Origin of the sequence: Micromonospora sp. NPDC048930 (assembly GCF_043197935.1) — a bacterium.
Lineage (GTDB): Bacteria > Actinomycetota > Actinomycetes > Mycobacteriales > Micromonosporaceae > Micromonospora.
This window is the reverse complement of sequence record NZ_JBICUB010000001.1, coordinates 344,570-363,790: the sequence shown is the minus strand read 5'-3', so window position 1 is coordinate 363,790 and position 19,221 is coordinate 344,570. Positions and strand designations below refer to the sequence as shown.

The following is a 19,221-nucleotide window of genomic DNA, read 5'->3' as shown; positions in this document are numbered from 1 at the left end:
GCTGTCGGAGTTGCCGGTGCGCCGCTGGGGAGCGCACCGGGCACTGTGGAGGAGAGATGACCGAACCGGTCTGGGGTCCTGTGCACCAGGACATCGTCGGGTTGCTCGCCGACCACCCCGCCGACGTGCCGGCGGTCGTCGACCATCTCACCAAGCTGCAGGACCTGCTGGTCCGGCTGCCTCCGCTGGAGGAGAGCTGCCCGCTCGCCGACTTCAACAAGCTCTACCTGGTCATCACCAGCACCGTCCTGGACGGGCTGTACGACGACCGGTTCGTCGATCCGGTCTTCCTCGCCCGGCTGGACGTGGAGTTCGCCGCCCGGTACTTCGACGCGCTGCGCTTCTGGACGGAGTCCAGCCCGAACACCCCGAAGGCGTGGTCCTGCCTGTTCAAGCGGATGCGCGGTCCGGACGCCCGGCCGCTGCCGTCGGCCGCCGCCGGGGTGAACGCCCACATCAACTACGACCTGCCGTTCGCGCTGGTGACCACGCTGGAGAGCCTGGAGTCCGAGCCGGTCGACGGCACCGACCAGCACCGCGACTACCTGGAGATCAACAACATCTTCGCCGAGCGGATCCCCGAGCTGCGCCGGGGCTACCTGGACCACTGGCAGCTCATGATCGACATGGTCAACGGCGACATCGACGACTGGTACCAGGGCGAACTGGTGGAGTACACCCGGAACGTGGCCTGGCGCAACGCGCAGAAGATCTGGCGCTGCCGGCACGATCCGGAGGCCCGCGAGTGTGAGCGGACGCGGCTGGACGACAACGCCGCGCTGCTCGGCCGGCTGCTGCTCTCGCCGCTGGGGGCGTTCCTGCAGTAGCCGGGACGGGGGGTCCCCGCGTTCCCGCCAGGGGGGAGGAACGCGGGGACGCCGTCCCCGTCGCCCGGGTGCGAGGATGGGCCGGTGGAGCAGCCGCTGACCGGCAACGTGACCACCGGCGTCGTACGGGTCGGGGACACGCCGTCCGGCGGCCGGTCGGCCCGTGGACGGAGCCTGCTGCGCCGGGGCGCCCGGGACGGGGTGCAGCCCTGGGCGCGGATCCACGCCGAGGACGGGGCCTACTGGCAGGCCACCGCGGACCTGCTGGACGCGCACGTGGACCGCTGGACCGCCGCGTTGGTCTGACGCCTCAGCCGCGCCGGGACCGGCTCCGGTACGCCGCCGCCGCGGCCCGGTTGTTGCACAGCTCGCAGCAGTACCGCTGCCGGCCGGCCCGGGTCCGGTCCAGATAGGGCGCCCGGCACGGGTCGGCGGCACAGACCCCGAACCGGTCCGCCCCGCCGGTCGCGGCGGCCCGCGCGAGGGCCCCGGTGACCAGGGCGGCGAACGGCCCGACCGGGCCCGGGCGGGGGAGCGGGGTCAGGCGCAGCGTGCCGTCCGGGGCGGACTCCACCGCGGTGCCCGCGCTGACCTCCGCCAGCACCTCGTTGAGGGTGGCCACCCGGGCGGCCGGGTCGGGTGCGGCGAAGACCTGGTAGAGCCGCTCCCGCAGGTCCCGCAGCCGGGGCAGGTCCGACTCGCCGAGCGGGTCGGTGACCGCGGCGAGGCCCAGTTCCCGGCCGGCGGCGCGGAGCCGGGCGACGGAGAGCTGGTCGACCGGCTCCTGGAGCACCCAGTAGCTGTGCAGCAGCGTGACGGCCAGCCGCAGCGCGGGTTCCAGGGGTGGCACCGCGCTCATCCGCGTCCGTTCCGCCGTCCGGTTGCCGACACGTCCGTCGTACCTCCCGCCTTGACCGATCGCCGTCCGCCATCCTAGCGTCATCAGTTGTAAAACACGTTTAAAAACTTATGGAGGTGTGTGGTGCGACGTTTGTCCGTACTCGTGTCCACGGCCGTGCTGCTGGTCACCGGCGCGCTCGTCGCGGCCGGCGGCGCCCGGGCGGAGGTGCCCGACGGGGCCGCGCCCGCCATGGAGGGACACCGGGACGCCGTCCTGGTCCGGGACATCGAGATCCCGGTGCCCGGGCAGCCGGCCGTCCGGGCGTGGCTGGTCCGGCCGCAGCAGCCGGCCGGCGGGCTGGCCGGCGTGCTCGACCTGCACTGGTTCGAGCCGGGCCGGGCCAGCCAGGACCGCACCGAGTTCCTCGCCGAGGCGACCGCTCTGGCCGGGCGCGGGGTGGTCTCGGTGCTGCCCCAGCTCACCTTCCCGTGGGCGGGCGACCCGGTCGGCGACGTGCGGGACCGGGCGGCGGTGACCGGGCAGCTCGACGCGGTGCGGCAGGCGTACCGGCGGCTGCTCGCCGAGCCCGGCGTGGACCCGACCCGCACCGCCGTGGTCGGCCACGACTACGGCGCGATATACGCCGTGGACCTCGCCGCCGGGGAACCCGGGCTGCGCACCGCGGTGCTGCTGGCCCCGGACGCCACCTGGGCGAACTGGTTCGACCGGTACTGGCTCCAACTGCCGGCGGAGGAGCAGGCGGCGTACCGGGCGGTGTTCGCCGGGCTGGACCCGGTGGACCTGGTCGGGGCGCTCGGCGCCGGGGCGTACCTCCAGTTCGCCGGCGCGGACCGGTTCGTCGGCCCGGAGACCCGGGCCGCGTTCGCCGCCGCCGCGCCGCAGGCCCGGGTGTCGCTCTACCCGCACGAGGAGCACGACCTCGGCGCCGCCCAGGCCCGCGACGACCGGCTCGCCTGGCTGGCCGACCGCCTGGGCCTGCACGGATGACCGCAACCGCGGGGGACCGGCCGGCCCGGGGGGTGCCGGCCGGTCCCGGCGTGCGGGGCGGTGGCTGGGCCGGCCCGGGCTGACCGGGTGTCGGACGCCTCGCGCGGGGTACGTCGCCGCCATGGCGCACCCCGACCCCGCCCGACCCGACCCGGTCCGCCGCTTCGCGTTCCGGTTCGACCCGGCGTTCCGGCTGCCACTGGCCCTGCTCGGGGTACGCCCGGAGACCGCCCGGGTCGAGCTCGGTCCCGACGAGCTGATCGTCCGGTTCGGTCCCTGGCTGCTGCGCACCGCCCGCGGCAACGTCACCGGCGCGGAACTCGGCGGCCCGTACCGCTGGTGGCGGGCGATCGGCCCGCACCTGTCTCTCGCCGACGGCGGGGTGACCTTCGGCAGCAGCCTGGCCGCCGGGGTCTGTCTGCGGTTCGCCGCTCCGGTACCGGGCCTGATGCCCGGCCCCTGGCCCCGCCACCCCGGGGTCACGGTCACCGTCACCGACCCGGCAGCCCTGCGGGACGCGGTGCTCGCCTCACCCGGCTGAGTCGGCGGCGCGCCGGACGATCTTTTCGGCTTGTCGGGTTCCGCCAGGCACGGCCCGGGGTACCGCCTACGGTCGGTGCAGGGTGTGGAGGGGTGCTCATGGCGGACGGGCGGGACGGGGCGCAGCCCCGACGTGCGCGGGGGCGACGCCAGGCGCAGACCGCCGCGGCGTACCGGGCGCTGCGGGACGCGCGCGATCCGGAGCGCGGCGGCCGCGCCCGGCGGGGGCCGGACGTGGTCCCGGCGTGCGTGGACGCCCCGGTCCGCCCGCCCGAGCCGGCCAGCCGACTGGCCCGCTGGCTCTTCGAGCACCGGGTGCAGCCGGTCGGCCCGGAGACCCGCGAGCACCAGGCGGCGGCGCACCCCTGGTGGCAGGTGATGTGCCTGACCGGCGTCGACTACTTCTCGACCCTGTCCTACCTGCCCGGCATCGCCGCGGTGGCGGCCGGCGTGCTCTCCCCGCTCGCCACCCTGCTGATCGTGGCGCTGACCCTGCTCGGGATGCTGCCGATGTACCGGCGGGTGGCCCGGGAGAGCCCGCACGGCCAGGGCTCGGTGGCCATGCTGGAACGGCTGCTGCCGTTCTGGCGGGGCAAGATCTTCGTGCTGGTGCTGCTCGGCTTCGTGGCCACCTCCTGGATCATCACCATCACCCTGTCCGCCGCCGACGCCACGGTGCACCTGCTGGAGAACCCGGTCCTGCCCCGGTCCTTCCCGCACGGCGGCACCGCCGCGGTGCTGGTGACCGTGGTGCTGCTGCTGATCCTCGGCGGGGTCTTCCTGATGGGGTTCAGCGAGGCGGTCCAGGTCGCCATCCCACTGGTCGCGGTCTTTCTCGCGTTGAACGCGGTGATCGTGGTCGCCGGGTTGGTCGAGGTCCTCCAGGACCCGGCGGTGCTGAGCGGCTGGACCGCCCGCCTCACCGAGCTGGGCGGGGCCGGGGACGTCCTGCGGACCAGCGTGTTCGCCTTCCCGCTGCTGGTGCTCGGGCTGTCCGGGTTCGAGACCGGGGTGAGCATGATGCCGCTGGTCAAGGGGGACGGCCAGGACTCCGAGGCGCGGCTGCGGGTCCGGATCGGCAACACCCGCAAGCTGCTCACCACCGCCGCGCTGATCATGTCGGTCTACCTGATCACCACCACCTTCGTCACCACCGTGCTGATCCCGCCGCAGGAGTTCCGGCCCGGCGGCCCCGCCAACGGCCGGGCACTGGCGTTCCTCGCGCACGAGCACCTGGGCGAGGCGTTCGGCACGGTCTACGACATCAGCAGCGTCCTGATCCTCTGGTTCGCCGGGGCCTCCGCGATGGCCGGCCTGATCAACATCGTGCCCCGCTACCTGCCCACGTACGGGATGGCCCCGGAATGGGGGCGGGCGGTCCGCCCGGTGGTGCTGGTCTACACCGCCATCAGCATCGCCATCACGCTCGCCTTCCGGGCCGACGTCAACGCCCAGGCCGGGGCGTACGCCACCGGGATCCTGGCGATGATGGTCTCCGGGGCCATCGCGGTGACCATCTCGGCGTTCCGGGCGCGACACCGGCTCGCCGCGGCCGGCTTCGCGGCGCTCTCCGCGGTGCTGCTCTACGCGCTCACCGAGAACGTCATCGAGAAGCCCGACGGCATCGCCATCTCCGGCCTGTTCATCGCCGGCATCGTCGCCGTCTCGCTGATCTCCCGGGTGTCCCGGACCACCGAGCTGCGGGCCGAGCGGATCGAGTTCGACGAGGCGGCCCGGAGGTTCCTCGCCGACTCGATCGCCCACGACGGCCAGCTGCATCTGATCGCCAACAAGCGGCAGAGTGGCTCGGTCAAGGAGTACCGGCTCAAGGAGCGCGCGCAGCGCGGGATGAACCCGGTGCCCGGCGCCGCCGACATCCTCTTCCTGGAGATCGACATCTCCGACCCGTCGCAGTTCAGCGGGGTGCTGTGCGTGCACGGGGTGGAGGTCGGCGGGTACCGGATCCTGCGTGCCAGCAGCCCGGCCGCGCCGAACGCCATCGCCGCCGTCCTGCTGTCGCTGCGCGACGCCACCGGGGTCCGGCCGCACTGCCACTTCGAGTGGTCCGAGGGCAACCCGATCGCGCACCTGCTGCGCTACCTGATCCTCGGCCGGGGCGACACCCCGCCGGTGGTCCGGGAGATCCTCCGCAAGTCCGAGCCGGATCCCACCCGCCGCCCCGGCATCCACGTCGGTGGTTGAGCGCCGCCCGCCGGATCGGGCCGGGGCTCAGCCCAGCGCGCGCAGCCGGGAGTTCAGCTCGCCGGCGAAGAAGTCGAGGAAGCCGTCCGGGTCGGGTCCGGCGTTCTGCAGGACGATGTGGTCGTAGCCGGCCTCCACGTACGCCCGGGCCTTCGCCAGGTGCGTCTCCGGGTCCGGCCCGACGGAGAACTGCCGCCGGATGTGCTGGTCCTCCACCCAGCCGGTGGCCGCGTCGAAGTTGACCGGGTTGGGCAGCTCGCTCATCACCTTCCAGCCGGTGACCGCCCACCGGCTGGTCTCCTTCGCGGCCCGTACCGCCTGCTCCTCGTCCGGGGCCCAGGCGATGGGGACCTCCGCGTAGCGGGGGCCCTGGCCACCGGCCGCCCGGTAGTCGGTGACGATGGACGCCTTCGGCTCGGTGGCGAAGAGCCCGTCGCCCAGTTCGGCGGCCATCGCGGCGGACTCCGTACCGCTGGCCGCGACCGCGATCACCGGCAGGGTGTCCGGCAGGTCCCACACCCGGGCGTCCTCCAACTGGAGGTGCTTCCCTTCGTACGAGCGGTAGCCGCCCTGCCAGAGCAGCCGGATGATCTCCAGCGCCTCGCGCAGCCGTTCGTGCCGCCCGCGTACGCTCGGGAAGCCCTGCCCGACCACGTGCTCGTTGAGCCGCTCGCCGGCACCGACGCCGAGGGTGAACCGACCGTCGGAGATCAACGCCATGGTCGCCGCGGCCTGGGCGATGATCGCCGGGTGGTAGCGCACGGTGGGGCAGGTGACCCCGGTGGCCAGGCCGAGGGTGCTCGTCTTGGCGGCGATCGCGCCGAGGGCGCTCCAGGTGAAGCAGGAGTGCCCCTGCACGTCCAGCCACGGGTGGTAGTGGTCGCTCATCTCGACGAAGTCGAAGCCCGCCTGCTCGGCGCGGACCGCCTGCCGGATCAGCTCCTGCGGCCCGAACGCCTCCGAGGCGAGCTTGTAACCGATCTGCATGCCGGTCTCCCGTTCCCGCGGCGGCTGGACCGCTGCCCTTCCCGCCGGACCGGCCGGCAAACACCCGTCCGCTCCCGGAACGCAGCCTCCTAGGAAGCCTTACGGGGAGTGGCCGGCACCGCTGCGGACACGACGAGGCCCGCGCCGCGGGGGAGCGGGCGCGGGCCGGCGGGGCGGGGTGACCTACTTGGACGGCTCGGGGAGCGTGCAGTCCACCTTGGGGTTGGCGCCGATGTAGTTCAGCGGACCGGCCACGATGGTGACCAGGATGGTGCCCGCCTCGGCGCAGTTGGTGTCGTCGTTGTTGTAGTAGCCGCGCTGACCGGCGGCGATCGCGCCGATGATGAGCCAGATGACGACCAGGACGCCGAGTATCGAGGTGCCGCGCATGGGTTGCCTCCACGGGGTTGTGGTGGATGTCGAGGTGAAGGTCTTGTACCCAGAGCGGGGCGACGGCCAAACGGTGGGCGGCGTCGGCGCGACCGGTTCCGACCATCGCCGCGGCTCAGTGCGGTGGGACCGGTTCCTCCGGCGGCCGGCCCCGGCTGCGCAGGTGGTCGGCGACGGCCACCCCGACCAGCACCAGCATGGCGCCGAACGCGGCGAACAGCGGCGGGAGGAAGAGCACCGCCGGCGCGATGGTGAGCAGGGCCAGCAGCCCGCCGGGGCGGGAGAGCGACACGCGGCTGAACACCTCGTACTCGAAGGCACCGCGGCCGGCCAGGAACATCGCCGGCCCGCCGAGGATGACCGCCGCCCAGGCCGGCGGCGTATGCCCGGTCGGCTCGTGCAGCACCAGCTCGAAGCCGGCCGCCGAGGTCACCACCCCGGCCACCATCAGCAGATGCGTGTACGGCGCGGTCAGCAGGAACTTGCTCGGCTGCTTCGACCGGGAGATGGCCTGCGGCAGCAGCTCACCGGACTTGTGCACGTAGATCCGCCAGAGCAGCAGGGTGGTGACGAAGGCGATGGCGAACGCGGCCAGGTTCTCGGCCTCGGAGTGCCGGATGCTGAACATCATGCCGGTGACCAGGATGGCGTCGCCGAGGGCGATGATGAAGAACTGCTGGTAGCGCTCGGAGAGGTGCTCGGCGGTGACGTTCCGCCGGGAGTCGGGCACCACCCCCAGCCCCGGCACCGGGTACGCGAGCCGGAAGCCGAGGTAGTCGATGCCCAGGGCCAGCGCCCAGAGCAGGTCCCGGGCGTGCCGGTCCAGCACGCCCCCGATCAGCCAGGGAATCGCGGAGAGCGCGAACCAGAGGAAGATCCGGGCCGCCCGGCGCTGGGTCTGCCGGTCGTGACGGACCGTGGGCATGAGGAAGAGCCCGCGTCCGAGATGGATCGCCACGTACGTGCCGGCGAAGACCAACCCGCGGTCGCCGAAGGCCTCCGGGATGGCGGTGGTCATCAGCAGCGCGCCGAACATCACCGCCGCGATGAGCAGCTTGATCTCGGGGCGTTCCGGGTCGTACAGGTCGGTGACCAGGGTGGTGATGGCCCAGGTCCACCAGATGGCCATCAGCATCAGCAGGGACTGGACGGCCCTTTCCCAGGTGACCTCCTCGTACAGGCCGCGCGAGATGAGGGCCAGCGCGACCACGTACACCAGGTCGAAGAAGAGCTCCAGCAGGGTCACCCGGCGGGGTGACTCCGGGTCACGTACCGGAAGCCGCCGGTCGGCGGGCTGCTCCGGCGTGGCGAAGGGCACGAACTGCTCCTGCGGTGGCGGGATCGGCGCGGCGGGCCGTCCGGCCCTTCACCGACGGTAGCGACGGCCGCGCGCGCTCGTGTCTGCTTCAGCGCTTTCCGCCCGATCCACCAGCGGGTGGCGGCGGCCGGCCCGCGCCCGGTGGCGGGCACGCCGCCCCGGGCCGGTGGCGTGCCCGCCACCGGGCCCGGGGCGGGGGCGGTCAGGCGTCCTCGCCGGTCCCCGCCGGGAGCACCTGCTCGGCCTCGGCGCGGGCGCCCGCCAGCACCTTGGCCTGCTGCGACCAGGTCGCCAGGCTCGGCGTGGCGCGCAGCCCGGCGGCCTTGATGGTTTCCCGCAGCGCCGCCTCGTCCAGCTCGGCGAGCTGCTGGTAGGTGCGGATGCCGGCGCCCTGCAGGGCGGCGGCCATCTTCGGCCCGACGCCCTGGATCCGCCGGAAGTCGTCCGCCGCCTCCTCGCCGGTCACCGTCCCGTTGGGGACGGCGTCCTCCACCGCGGCGCGCGGCGCGGGGACGACCATCGGCGCGTCCGCCGTCACGGCCGGCTCGGCCTCGGCGGCCGGCTCGGCCTCGGCGGCCGGCTCGGCCTCGGCGGCCGGCTCGGCCTCGGCGGCCGGCACCGGCTCGGCGTCGTCGGCAACGGTCGCCGGCTCGGCGTCGTCGGCCGGCGTCACCTCGGTACCGGCCGGCTCGGCGACGGCCACCGGCTCCGCCTCGGCGGTCAGGGCCGGCTCGTCGGCGGTGGTGACCTCGGCGGATGCGGTGGTGTCGGCGTTCTCGGTGGACGGCAGGGTGGTGGCCTCGGCGGCCGGGGGAGCGTCCTGCTCGGCCGGGGCCGGCTCCTCGGTCACCGCGGCGGGCGCGGGAACCTCGTCCACGACGGCCACCGGCCGCTCCTGGTCGACGGTGGCGGGCTCACCCTCCACCGTGGGCGTCGCCGGCGCGGCGGCGGTCCGGCGACCGCTCACCACCCAGCCGACCACCAGTCCCACCGCCAGGGCCAGGATCACGACCAGCCATTGCCCGAAACTCGACGGCACGGCCAACCTCCTCGTGTGCGTATGTGTGTGCGTGACAGTCGCGAGAAAACTCGGGGCAGCTTCGCACACGCGCGCCGGCGACGACAGAGAGGTCGGCCGCTCCCGTCGCTGGTGGGACGGGGCGGTACCGGCCGGTGGTGGCGGGGTGACCCAGCGTGTGTCCCAGCCGGCCACAAGGGGGCGTCCCGGACCCTGGTGCCATGGGGGGTCCGGGACGCCGGTCTCGGTGCCGAGGGGTCAGCAGAGCCGGCCGGGCGCCGGCGCGCCGACGGCGTCCCAGCTGTAGAAACAGCCGGCCACGGCGTCCCGTGGGGAGCGCCAGGTCGGCAGGTACGGCGACGTGTGCGCGGAGAGCCGCTCGTTGACCAGCCGGTACAGCGGGTGCTCGCGCACCCCGGCCGCCGCGTCCGGATCGACGTCCGTGGTCTCCATCAGGTGTACGCACAGGTCGTGCAGGCAGTACAGGGACCGGTGCCGGACACCCGTCAGGCGGGGCAGCTCGGTCGCGTCGGATTCGGCGAAGATCTGTGCCACCCGTGCCTGCGCGCCTGGCACGATCCGGCTGACGACCAACAGTCGGCTCATCGGAACCCCTCTCGCCGGTGCTGCCCCCGCCGAGGAGTGGGGGGACGCGGTGTGTGCCACAGCGTGGCGGGCCGGCTGTCACCTCGCCGTCACCGCATGTCGCCAGGCGGTGACAGCGTCGGTGACGTCCCTTGTGGTCGGTCCGGCCGGCTCACCGTGGTCCGGGCGCGGTGGGCGCGCTCGGACCACGCTGCGGCGCCGTGGTGCCGGGCGGACCGCTGCGGTCGGTCCGGCGCGGTGGCGGCTCCCGCCGGGTGGCGTGCCGGATCGGGGCCAGCGTGTCGGCCAGCAGCGCGCACATCGCCGCGGAGGGTTCCAGCCGCAGCTCGCGCAGGAGCAGGTCCCGGTAGACGTAGAAGGCGTGCACCGCCTCGAACGCGTTCCCCTCGGCCAGGTGGATCCGGACCACCAGGCGGTGCGGGGTCTCCCGCAGCGGTTCGGCGGCCATCGCCTCCAGCGCGGCCTCGAGGGCCTCGCCGTGCCGGCCGGCGGCGAGGTGGTTGCCGGCGAGTTCCTCCAGCATGTGCAGGCGCAGCTGGCGCAGCCGTTCCCGCTCCAGCAGCACCCAGTCGTCGTACCAGCCGGGGAGCAGGTCGTGTCGGCCGGTGGTGGCGGCGCGGGGGACCTCGCCGTCCCGGACCCGTGCGGCGGCCTCGACCAGCTCGTCCACGTCGAGTTGGACGGTGTCGCCCAGCCGGACGGTGTCACCGTCGGTGAGCAGCGGGCAGCACGGGTCCTGGCGCAGCCGCCACAGGGCGGTCCGCAGCGACGACAGCGCCCGTTCCTCCGAGGTCTCCGGCCAGAGCAGGCCGGCCAGGTGACTGCGGGTGGCCGACGGTTGGAGCCCGATCAGGGCGATGACCCGCTGCAGCCCCCGGGGCACCACCACCGGGACGTCGTCGTGCAGCAGCCGGAAGCCGCCCAGCAGGTGCAGGGACACCCGTGGGGCGGACGGATCTTCGGCCGTCGGCATCCTCGATTGACCGGACACGGGCGCACCCCCTGTACCGGAACCCACGTCCCGACCGTCTCCTGATGCCCGGCTCGGCGGCCCGCGACCCCGGTGTCGGAGGGGCTGCACCTCGGCGGCGGACGCCGCTGTCGCCGGGCTGACAAGAATGGAGATTATCAACGATGGTTACGCTGGGTCAACGGGTGGTCATCAATGCGACCGTCTCTACTGGACCCATTCAAAACAGCGCTGAACTGCGAATAAGTGTCGCCATTCCGAATCAGGAAGACGATCTTCACATAGCTCACGCACAGTTTGCGTCAACGCAGCGTCACGACACTCCGATCAGGATGGCGGCCGGATGACGCCGCGTTGACGCCCTCGTCGGCACCGTGTCGGGAGTCGTCCGGCGGAGCGGTGGTGCCCGCCCCGGAACGCATCCCAGGGGAGGCTCTCCATGGACCGCTCGCTCATCGTCGCCAAGGTGCTGCCGACCGCCGAGGATCGGGTCGCCGAGATCTTCGCCGAGTCCGACGCGACCGACCTGCCCGGCCTGGTCGGCGTCCGGCACCGCTCGCTCTACCGGCTGCACGACCTGTACGTGCACCTGCTGGAGACGGAGCGGCCGACCGAGGGCGCGGTCGAGGACGCCCGGGGCCACCCCGAGTTCGTCCGGGTCAGCGAGCGGCTGCGGCCGTACATCTCGCCGTACCTGCCGACCTGGCGGTCTCCCCGCGACGCCATGGCGCACTGCTTCTACCGGTACGACGCCCCCGGACGGCGGCCGTGACCACGACCGCGCCGCGCAACGAACAGCTCTGGTCCCGCTGCGACGGCTGCGCCTCGCTGCTGTACCGCAAACGGCTGCGCCGCAACCTGGACGTCTGCCCCGAGTGCGGGTCACACGCCCGGCTCGACGCCCCCGACCGGGTGGCGCAACTGGCCGACCCGCAGTCCTTCACCCCGCTGCCCGACGCGGCGGCCCGGGTCGACCCGATCGGCTTCGTCGACGCCCTGCCGTACCCGCGCCGGCTCAGCGCGGCGCGCGCCGGCACCGGGCTGGACGAGGCGGTGCTCTGCGGCACCGCCCGGATCGGCGGGCACCCGGTGGCCCTCGCGGTGATGGACTTCCGCTTCCTCGGCGGCAGCCTCGGCTGCGCCGTCGGTGAGCTGATCACCCGGGCCGCCGAGCGGGCGCTCGCGGACGAGGTGCCGCTGGTCCTGGTGACCGCCTCCGGCGGCGCCCGGATGCAGGAGGGCGCGCTGTCGCTGATGCAGATGGCGACGGTCAGCCAGGCCATCGCCGGGCTGCGCGAGGCGGGCCTGCTCACCGTCAGCGTCATCACCGACCCGACGTATGGCGGGGTGGCGGCGTCCTTCGCCACCAACACCGACGTGGTGCTCGCCGAGAGCGGCGCCCGGATGGGCTTCGCCGGCCCTCGGGTGATCCGCCAGGTCACCGGCGCCACCCTGCCCGAGGGCTTCCAGACCGCCGAGTTCCTGCTCCGGCACGGGCAGGTCGACATGGTGGTGCCCCGGCAGGCGCTGCGCGGCCGGCTGACCGCCCTGCTCGCCGCGGCGCGCGCCGGCCGGGCCGGCCGTCGTCGGCCCGTACCCCGGCAGGAGCCGGCGCCGCGTCCCGCGCCCGCCGCCGCGCCCCCGGCGGCGGCCGGTCTGGAGCGCGACGCCTGGGAGACGGTGCGCACCGCGCGGCACCCCGGCCGGCCGACCACGCTGGACTACCTGGAGACCGCCTTCGACGGCTTCGTCGAACTGCACGGCGACCGGCTCGGGGCGGACTGCCCGGCGGTGGTCGGCGGCCTGGCCCGGCTCGACGGCCGGCCGGTGATGGTGATCGGCCACCAGAAGGGACACACCACCGCCGAGCTGGTCACCCGCAACTTCGGCATGGCCAGCCCGGCCGGGCACCGCAAGGCGTTGCGGCTGATGCGGCTGGCCGCCCGGCTCGGCCTGCCGGTGGTCACCCTGGTGGACACCCCCGGCGCCGACCCCGGGGTGGACGCCGAGCAGCAGGGGCAGGCGGCCGCCATCGCCGAGAACATCCTGGCGCTGAGCGTGCTGCCGACCCCGGTCGTCGCGGTGGTCACCGGGGAGGGCGGCAGCGGTGGGGCGCTGGCCCTGGCCGTCGCCGACCGGGTGCTGATGCTCGAGCACGCCGTCTACTCGGTGATCAGCCCGGAGGGCTGTGCCGCGATCCTCTGGCCGGACAGCTCCGCGGCCCCGCAGGCCGCCCGCGCGCTGCGGCTCACCGCCGCCGACCTGTGCCGGCTCGGAGTGGTCGACGAGGTGGTGCCCGAACCCGAGCCGGCCGCCCACGGCGACCCGGCGGGCGCCGCCGACCGGCTCGGCCGGGCGGTGGCGGCGAACCTCGCCGCGCTGCTCGACGTGCCGCCGGCCACCCTGGTCCGCCGCCGCCGGCAGCGGTTCCGCCGCTACGGCGCGGCCCGCTTCTCCGAGGTGGTCCGATGAGCGCGGCGCCGGGGCCCGAGGACGTGCTGGACGGGCTGCGCCGGCAGGCCCGCCGGCTCGTCGCCGAGCTGGCCGGCCCGGTCCGCCGGGTCCGGCTGCGTACCGGCGAGACGGTGCTGGAGGTCGAATGGCACGGCCCGGCGGCGCCGGCGCCGCGGACCGACCCGGAACCGGTCGCGGAGCCGGCGCTGGAGACCGCGCCGACGACCGACCGGCGGGCGGTGCGGGCGCCCGTGGTGGGCACCTTCTACCGGTCCCCGGAGCCGGGCGCGGCGCCCTTCGTCGCGGTCGGCGACGTGGTCCGACCCGGCCAGGTGGTCGGCATCGTGGAGGCGATGAAGCTGATGAACGAGGTCACCGCCGACCAGGCCGGGCGGGTGGTCGAGGTGCTGGTCGAGGACGGCAAGCCCGTCGAGTACGACCAACCGCTGATCGCCCTGGAACCGGTCACCGGGCGGGGCGAGTGATGTTCGAGAAGGTGCTGATCGCCAACCGGGGCGAGATCGCGCTGCGGGTCCTGCGGGCCTGCCGGGAACTGGGCGTGCGGACGGTGGTGGTGCACTCCAGCGCCGACACCGACTCGCTGCCGGTACGGCTGGCCGACGAGACCGTACGGATCGGACCGGCCGCCAGCCGGCAGAGCTACCTCAACGCCGCCGCGATCGTGGAGGCCGCCCGGCAGACCGGGGCCCAGGCTGTGCATCCCGGCTACGGCTTCCTCTCCGAGGACGCCGACTTCGCCGAGATCTGCGCGGAGAACGGGCTCACCTTCGTCGGCCCGCCGCCGGAGGTGATGTCCGCCCTCGGGGACAAGTCCACCGCCCGGGCGCTGATGAGCAAGGCCGGGCTGCCGCTGCCGCCGGGCAGCGTGCGGACCCAGCCGACGGTGGCCGACGCCCTGGAGGTGGCCGCCGAGGTCGGCTACCCGGTGATCATCAAGGCCGCCGCCGGCGGCGGTGGACGCGGGATGACCGTGGTCCGCTCCGCCACCGAGCTGCCCCGCGCGTACGCCCGCACGCGCACCGCCGCCCAGGTCGCCTTCGGCGACGACCGGGTGTACGTCGAGCGGTACCTCACCGACGCCCGGCACGTCGAGGTGCAGGTGCTCTGCGACGGCCACGGCAACGGCATCCACCTGGGCACTCGAGACTGCTCGGTGCAGCGCCGCCACCAGAAGCTGATCGAGGAGGCCCCGGCCCCGGCGCTGCGGCCGTCCACCCTGGACACCCTCGCCGAGATCGCGCTGCGCGGGGCCCTGTCGGTCGGCTTCACCGGCGCCGGAACGTTCGAGTTCCTCGTCGACGCGGCGGAGGAATGCCACTTCCTGGAGATCAACTGCCGGATCCAGGTCGAGCACCCGGTCACCGAGATGGTCACGGGCGTCGACCTGGTCCACGAGCAGCTGCACATCGCCGCGGGGACGCCGCTGCGCTGGCGGCAGGACCAGATCCGGTTGCGCGGGGTGGCGGTCGAGTGCCGGGTCAACGTGGAGGACCCGGACCGCGGCTTCGCCCCCGCGCCCGGCCGGCTCGACCGGTTCCGGCCGCCCGGCGGCCCGTTCACCCGGGTCGACACCCACGGCCACGCCGGCTACCTGGTCAGCCCGCACTACGACTCGCTGCTGGCCAAGGTGGCGGTCTGGGCGCCGGACCGGGCCGGCGCGCTGGACCGTCTGGACCGGGCCCTCGACGAGTTCGAGGTGGCCGGCCCCGGGGTTCGCACCACCATCCCGTTCGCCCGGCGGGTGCTGCGCGACCCGGCCTTCCGCGCCGGGCGGCACAGCACCGGGCTGGTCGACCGGCTGCTCACCCCCACCGACGGCGCCGGGCCGGCCGGCCGGAACGGGTCACCCGCGCCGGTACCCGGCGCCGCCCCCGCCGTGCCCGCCACCGATCCCGTACCCGTCGCCCGCGGCGAGGCCGACCCGGCCGGCCGTACGCCCGTCACGGCCGCGCCCGCCGCCGGCCCGACCGCTAGGAGGACCCGATGACCGTCGCTCCCGATCGCCAGCTCGCCGGCGAGATTACCGACATCCTGGTCACCCACTGTGGCCTGGACCCCGAGGCCGCCGCCCGTACCCCGGCCGCCAGCCTGGAGGAGCTCGGCATGGACTCGCTCGCCCTGCTGGAGCTGTCGGCGGTCGTCGCCGACCGGTGGCAGGTGAAGATCCCCGAGCAGGCCAACCAGCTCAGCATCGCCGGCGTCGCGGACCTGGTGGCCCGGAAGGTCGATCCGCCGGGGCACACCGAGAACGCCATCGACATCGCCGCGCCGTTGCCCCTGGTCTGGGACGTCACCAACGACGTCGCCAACTGGACGCAGCTGTTCACCGAGTACGCCGTCGTCGACATCCTGCACCGGGAGGGCGACACGGTGCGGTTCCGGCTCACCATGCACCCGGACGAGAACGGCGTGTCCTGGAGCTGGGTCAGCGAACGCACCGCCGACCGGGCCACCCGGCAGGTCCACGCCCACCGGGTGGAGACCGGCCCGTTCGAGTACATGCGCATCCACTGGCGCTACGACGAGATCCCCGGCGGCACCCGGATGACCTGGGTGCAGGACTTCGCCATGAAGCCGCAGGCGCCGGTCGACAACGCCGGCATGACCGAGCGGATCAACACCAACAGCAAGGTCCAGCTCGCCGTGATCAAGGAGCGGATCGAGCAGCGGGCCGCCGAGGCCGGCCAGGGAGGTCGCGATGCCTGACACCACCACCGCCCCCGTCTCCGTCCGGGACGTCCCCGCCGACCGGCGGCGCGGCGGCGAGCTGCGGGTGCTGCTCGGGCCGAAGACCGTCGGCAGCACCGCCGGGTTCATGGGCGTGGCCGCCCTCGCCCCCGGGGAACGGATCGCCGAGCACTACCACCCCTACAGCGAGGAGTTCCTCTACGTCGCCCGCGGCGCGATCACCGTCGACCTGGACGACCGCCCGGTGCCCCTCGCGGCCGGGGAGGCGCTCTTCGTCCCCAAGGACGTCCGGCACCGGCTGCGCAACACCGGCCACGAACCGGCCGAGGTCGTCTTCAGCCTCGGACCCCTCGCGCCCCGCCCCGAGCTCGGCCACGTCGACACCGAGGTCGCCCCGCCACCCCGGGAACCGTCGTGACCGGCCGGCGGACCGTGGTCACCGGCATCGGCGTCGTCGCCCCCGGCGGCGCCACCCGGGACCGGTTCTGGAAGACCATCACGGAGGGGCGCACCGCCACCCGGCGGATCAGCTTCTTCGACCCGTCGCCGTTCCGCTCGCAGATCGCCGCCGAGTGCGACTTCGACCCGGACGCCGCCGGGATCACCCTCGCCGAGCGGCAACGCGCCGACCGGTACGTGCAGTTCGCGCTGGCCTGCGCCACCGAGGCGCTCGCCGACAGCGGCCTCGCACTCACCGACGCCGAGCGGGAACGCGCCGGCGTGGTCCTCGGCACCGCGGTCGGCGGCACCATGGCCCTGGAGCAGCAGTACGTGCGGGTCAGCGACTCCGGCCGGCACTGGCTGGTCGACCACGCCCTCGGCGGGCCGTACCTCTACCAGGCGCTGGTCCCCAGCAGCCTGGCCGCCGACGTGGCCTGCCGGCACGGCCTGCACGGCCCGGCGCAGGTGGTCTCCACCGGCTGCACCTCCGGCATCGACGCCATCGGGTACGCCCACCAGCTCGTCGTCGACGGCGAGGCGGACATCGTGCTGGCCGGGGCCGCCGACTCGCCGATCTCCCCGGTCACCGTCGCCTCCTTCGACGCCATCCAGGCCACCAGCCCGGACAACGACGACCCGGAGCACGCCTCCCGGCCGTTCGACGCCGACCGGCACGGCTTCGTCCTCGCCGAGGGGGCCGCCGTGCTGGTGCTGGAGGAGGCGGAGCACGCCCGCCGCCGCGGCGCGCACGTCTACTGCGAGGTGGCCGGCTACGCCAGCCGCAGCAACGGCTTCCACATGACCGGGCTGCGCCCCGACGGGGTGGAGATGGCCGTCGCCATCACCGACGCGCTGCGCCAGGCCCGGCTCGCCCCGTCGGCCGTCTCGTACGTCAGCGCGCACGGCTCCGGCACCCGGCAGAACGACCGGCACGAGACCGCCGCCTTCAAGCGGGCGCTCGGCGCGACCGCGTACCGGGTGCCGATCAGCTCGATCAAGTCGATGGTCGGGCACTCGCTCGGCGCGATCGGCTCGATCGAGATGGCCGCCTGCGCCCTCGCCATCGAGTACGGCGTGGTGCCGCCCACCGCCAACTGGAGCACCCGGGACCCCGAGTGCGACCTGGACTACGTGCCCAACGAGGCCAGGGAGGTGCCGGTCGACGTGGCGCTCTCGGTGGGCAGCGGCTTCGGCGGCTTCCAGTCCGCGATGGTCTTCCGCCGCCTGGCGGTGACCCGATGAGCCCGACGTGGGCGGTGACGCCGGTGAGCGCGAGGAGTGAGCCGGTTGTGCGAGCCCCGCAGTCGCGAACGAAGGTGACGCCGGTGAGCGCGAGGAGTGAGCCGGTTGTGCGAGCCCCGCAGTCGCGAACGAAGGTGACGCCGTGACCGCCCGGGCGGTGGTGACCGGGATCGGGGTGGTGGCGCCCAGCGGCGTCGGCGCCGAGGCGCACTGGGCCACCGTGCTCGCCGGCGCCCGGCGCACCGGGCCGATCACCCTGTTCGACCCGGCCACCTACCCCACCCGGGTCGCCGGGGAGGTGCCCGACTTCGACCCGGCCGACTACGCCGACACCCGGCAGCGGGTGCAGACGGACCGCTGGACCCACCTGGGCTTCGCCGCCACCCGGCTGGCCCTGGCCGACGCCGGGCTGCCGGAGGTGTCGCCCGACCCGTACCGGTGGGCGGTCACCCTGGCCAGCTCCTCCGGCGGGAACCTGTTCGGCCAGCGGGAACTGCAACGGCTCTGGGGCGGCCCGACCCGGACCGTCGGGGCGTACCAGTCGATCGCCTGGTTCTACGCGGCCAGCGTCGGGCAGCTCTCCATCCGCCACCAGTTCAAGGGCCCGTCCGGGGTGACCGTCTCCGAGTCGGCCGGCGGGCTGGACAGCCTCGCCCACGCGGTGCGGACGGTGCGGCGGGGCACCCCGGTGGTGATCGCCGGGGCCACCGAGTGCCCGCTCAGCCCGTACGCGCTGGCCTGCCAGCTCCGCTCCGGCCTGCTCAGCGACGTCGCGGACCCGGAGCGGGCGTACCGGCCGTTCGACGCCGACGCCCACGGGTACGTGCCGGCCGAGGGCGGCGCGGTGTTCGTGGTGGAGGAGCTGGGCCACGCCCTGGCCCGGGGCGCCCGGATCTACGGCGAGATCACCGGCTGGGCGGCCACCCACGACGCCGCCCCCACCGACGTGGACGCCGGTCCCGACCCCATCCACTACGCCCGCGCGCTGCGGCTGGCCCTGGACCGGGCCGGCGTGCGCCCGCACGACGTGGACGTGGTCTGGCCGGACGCGCTGGGCGTGCCCGCGTACGACCGGGCCGAGGCGGACGCCCTGCGCGCGGTGTTCGGCGACCGCATGCCGCCGGTGACCACCCAGAAGTCACTGACCGGCCGGGCCCACCAGGGCGGGTCGGCGCTGGACGCGGCCACCGCGTTGCTCGCGTTCCAGCACGACCTGCTGCCCGCCTCGGCCGGACCCGACCGGCCGGCCGAGGGGTGCGAGCTGAACTTCCTGCGGCAGGCCCGCCGGCCACGCAGCCGGATCGCGCTGGTCGGGGCGCGCGGCTTCGACGGGTTCAACAGCGCGCTGGTGCTGCGCGGCGCCGCGCCGCCGCCGGCCGGGATGGACCACGCGTAGCGGCGACGGGTCGGGGAGCTGGCGGTGTCCGAAGAGTCTGGACACCGCCCTGTCGCCGTTCCGGCGCGCAGCACGCAGCGCCCGGCGGCCGACAGGTACCGAGCCGGCGTACGCGCCCGATACTGCCTGCCCGATCGATCCTGAGCAATCCACCCAGCCGCTTTTCTTGATCTAGCCATTTGCATGTAGCTATGCGGTGACGGACCGTCGTAGGGTTCCGACAGCACCCCGAAGAACGCACTGGTTGGGCGGATATCGCCCACTTTCATGCT

Annotated in this window: 20 protein-coding genes; 13 read left to right on the top strand and 7 right to left on the bottom strand. The window is 74.3% G+C overall.

Translation table 11 applies throughout. The annotated features are described in order from the left end of the window. Positions 1–56: 56 nt before the first annotated feature. Together ACGFI9_RS01855 and ACGFI9_RS01850 are read left to right on the top strand one after the other, a co-directional pair. Positions 57–827, top strand: coding sequence for a DUF5995 family protein (locus ACGFI9_RS01855; RefSeq protein ID WP_393173816.1), 771 nt, complete (start codon positions 57–59; stop codon positions 825–827). 84 nt (positions 828–911) lie between these two features. Further along, positions 912–1,133, top strand: a complete 222-nt coding sequence (locus ACGFI9_RS01850; protein ID WP_393173814.1) for a hypothetical protein — start codon at positions 912–914, stop codon at positions 1,131–1,133. Between the two features lie 4 nt (positions 1,134–1,137). Here the strand turns inward: ACGFI9_RS01850 and ACGFI9_RS01845 are convergent, their stop codons facing one another. Beyond that, positions 1,138–1,686: a CGNR zinc finger domain-containing protein gene (locus ACGFI9_RS01845; protein WP_393173812.1), complete on the bottom strand. Its 549-nt coding sequence runs from the start codon at positions 1,684–1,686 to the stop codon at positions 1,138–1,140. Between the two features lie 123 nt (positions 1,687–1,809). Here ACGFI9_RS01845 and ACGFI9_RS01840 point away from each other — a divergent pair, with 123 nt between their 5' ends. The 3 genes from ACGFI9_RS01840 (at position 1,810) to ACGFI9_RS01830 (ending at position 5,418) form a co-directional block, all read left to right on the top strand. Further along, a complete protein-coding gene (locus ACGFI9_RS01840) occupies positions 1,810–2,676 on the top strand; it encodes an alpha/beta hydrolase family protein (RefSeq protein WP_393173810.1) in 867 nt (288 codons plus the stop codon). Positions 2,677–2,797: 121 nt separating this feature from the next. Then, on the top strand, positions 2,798–3,217 hold the full coding sequence (locus ACGFI9_RS01835) for a hypothetical protein (protein WP_393173808.1): 420 nt from the start codon (positions 2,798–2,800) through the stop codon (positions 3,215–3,217). A 98-nt stretch (positions 3,218–3,315) separates the two neighbouring features. Continuing rightward, positions 3,316–5,418 (top strand): amino acid transporter, encoded by a 2,103-nt coding sequence (locus tag ACGFI9_RS01830; RefSeq protein WP_393175195.1) that lies wholly within the window; start codon positions 3,316–3,318, stop codon positions 5,416–5,418. A gap of 27 nt (positions 5,419–5,445) precedes the next feature. Here ACGFI9_RS01830 and ACGFI9_RS01825 read toward each other — a convergent pair whose 3' ends face one another. The 6 genes from ACGFI9_RS01825 to ACGFI9_RS01800 all read right to left on the bottom strand — a co-directional run bounded on the left by ACGFI9_RS01825 (position 5,446) and on the right by ACGFI9_RS01800 (position 10,710). Next, positions 5,446–6,405, bottom strand: a complete 960-nt coding sequence (locus ACGFI9_RS01825) for a TIGR03557 family F420-dependent LLM class oxidoreductase (RefSeq protein WP_393173806.1) — start codon at positions 6,403–6,405, stop codon at positions 5,446–5,448. A gap of 183 nt (positions 6,406–6,588) precedes the next feature. Then, on the bottom strand, positions 6,589–6,795 hold the full coding sequence (locus ACGFI9_RS01820) for a hypothetical protein (protein ID WP_393173804.1): 207 nt from the start codon (positions 6,793–6,795) through the stop codon (positions 6,589–6,591). Positions 6,796–6,910: 115 nt separating this feature from the next. Continuing rightward, positions 6,911–8,113, bottom strand: coding sequence for a low temperature requirement protein A (locus ACGFI9_RS01815; RefSeq protein ID WP_393173802.1), 1,203 nt, complete (start codon positions 8,111–8,113; stop codon positions 6,911–6,913). Positions 8,114–8,315: 202 nt separating this feature from the next. Next, positions 8,316–9,152 (bottom strand): helix-hairpin-helix domain-containing protein, encoded by an 837-nt coding sequence (locus ACGFI9_RS01810; protein WP_393173800.1) that lies wholly within the window; start codon positions 9,150–9,152, stop codon positions 8,316–8,318. A gap of 237 nt (positions 9,153–9,389) precedes the next feature. Further along, positions 9,390–9,737 carry a TcmI family type II polyketide cyclase gene (locus ACGFI9_RS01805; RefSeq protein ID WP_393173798.1) on the bottom strand — a complete coding sequence of 116 codons (348 nt, stop codon included), beginning with the start codon at positions 9,735–9,737 and terminating at the stop codon, positions 9,390–9,392. A gap of 151 nt (positions 9,738–9,888) precedes the next feature. Beyond that, positions 9,889–10,710, bottom strand: coding sequence for a BTAD domain-containing putative transcriptional regulator (locus ACGFI9_RS01800; protein ID WP_393173796.1), 822 nt, complete (start codon positions 10,708–10,710; stop codon positions 9,889–9,891). Between the two features lie 436 nt (positions 10,711–11,146). Here ACGFI9_RS01800 and ACGFI9_RS01795 point away from each other — a divergent pair, with 436 nt between their 5' ends. The 8 genes from ACGFI9_RS01795 to ACGFI9_RS01760 all read left to right on the top strand — a co-directional run bounded on the left by ACGFI9_RS01795 (position 11,147) and on the right by ACGFI9_RS01760 (position 18,949). Next, positions 11,147–11,479 (top strand): TcmI family type II polyketide cyclase, encoded by a 333-nt coding sequence (locus ACGFI9_RS01795; RefSeq protein WP_393173794.1) that lies wholly within the window; start codon positions 11,147–11,149, stop codon positions 11,477–11,479. Next, on the top strand, positions 11,476–13,179 hold the full coding sequence (locus ACGFI9_RS01790; protein ID WP_393173792.1) for an acetyl-CoA carboxylase carboxyltransferase subunit alpha: 1,704 nt from the start codon (positions 11,476–11,478) through the stop codon (positions 13,177–13,179). The genes ACGFI9_RS01795 and ACGFI9_RS01790 overlap by 4 nt, the downstream gene beginning before the upstream one ends. Further along, the gene (gene accB / locus ACGFI9_RS01785) at positions 13,176–13,646 is read left to right on the top strand and encodes an acetyl-CoA carboxylase biotin carboxyl carrier protein (protein WP_393173790.1); all 471 of its coding nucleotides are present in this window, start codon (positions 13,176–13,178) and stop codon (positions 13,644–13,646) included. Before ACGFI9_RS01790 ends, accB begins: the two co-directional genes overlap by 4 nt. After that, positions 13,646–15,169, top strand: coding sequence for an acetyl/propionyl/methylcrotonyl-CoA carboxylase subunit alpha (locus ACGFI9_RS01780; protein ID WP_393173788.1), 1,524 nt, complete (start codon positions 13,646–13,648; stop codon positions 15,167–15,169). Before accB ends, ACGFI9_RS01780 begins: the two co-directional genes overlap by 1 nt. Continuing rightward, positions 15,166–15,888, top strand: a complete 723-nt coding sequence (locus ACGFI9_RS01775; protein WP_393173786.1) for an SRPBCC family protein — start codon at positions 15,166–15,168, stop codon at positions 15,886–15,888. Before ACGFI9_RS01780 ends, ACGFI9_RS01775 begins: the two co-directional genes overlap by 4 nt. Next, a complete protein-coding gene (locus ACGFI9_RS01770; protein ID WP_393173784.1) occupies positions 15,881–16,288 on the top strand; it encodes a cupin domain-containing protein in 408 nt (135 codons plus the stop codon). The genes ACGFI9_RS01775 and ACGFI9_RS01770 overlap by 8 nt, the downstream gene beginning before the upstream one ends. Further along, on the top strand, positions 16,285–17,553 hold the full coding sequence (locus ACGFI9_RS01765; RefSeq protein ID WP_393173782.1) for a beta-ketoacyl-[acyl-carrier-protein] synthase family protein: 1,269 nt from the start codon (positions 16,285–16,287) through the stop codon (positions 17,551–17,553). The genes ACGFI9_RS01770 and ACGFI9_RS01765 overlap by 4 nt, the downstream gene beginning before the upstream one ends. Before the next feature lie 142 nt (positions 17,554–17,695). Beyond that, complete coding sequence (locus ACGFI9_RS01760; protein WP_393173780.1) at positions 17,696–18,949, top strand: beta-ketoacyl synthase N-terminal-like domain-containing protein; 1,254 nt, start codon at positions 17,696–17,698, stop codon at positions 18,947–18,949. The last annotated feature ends 272 nt before the right edge of the window (positions 18,950–19,221 follow it).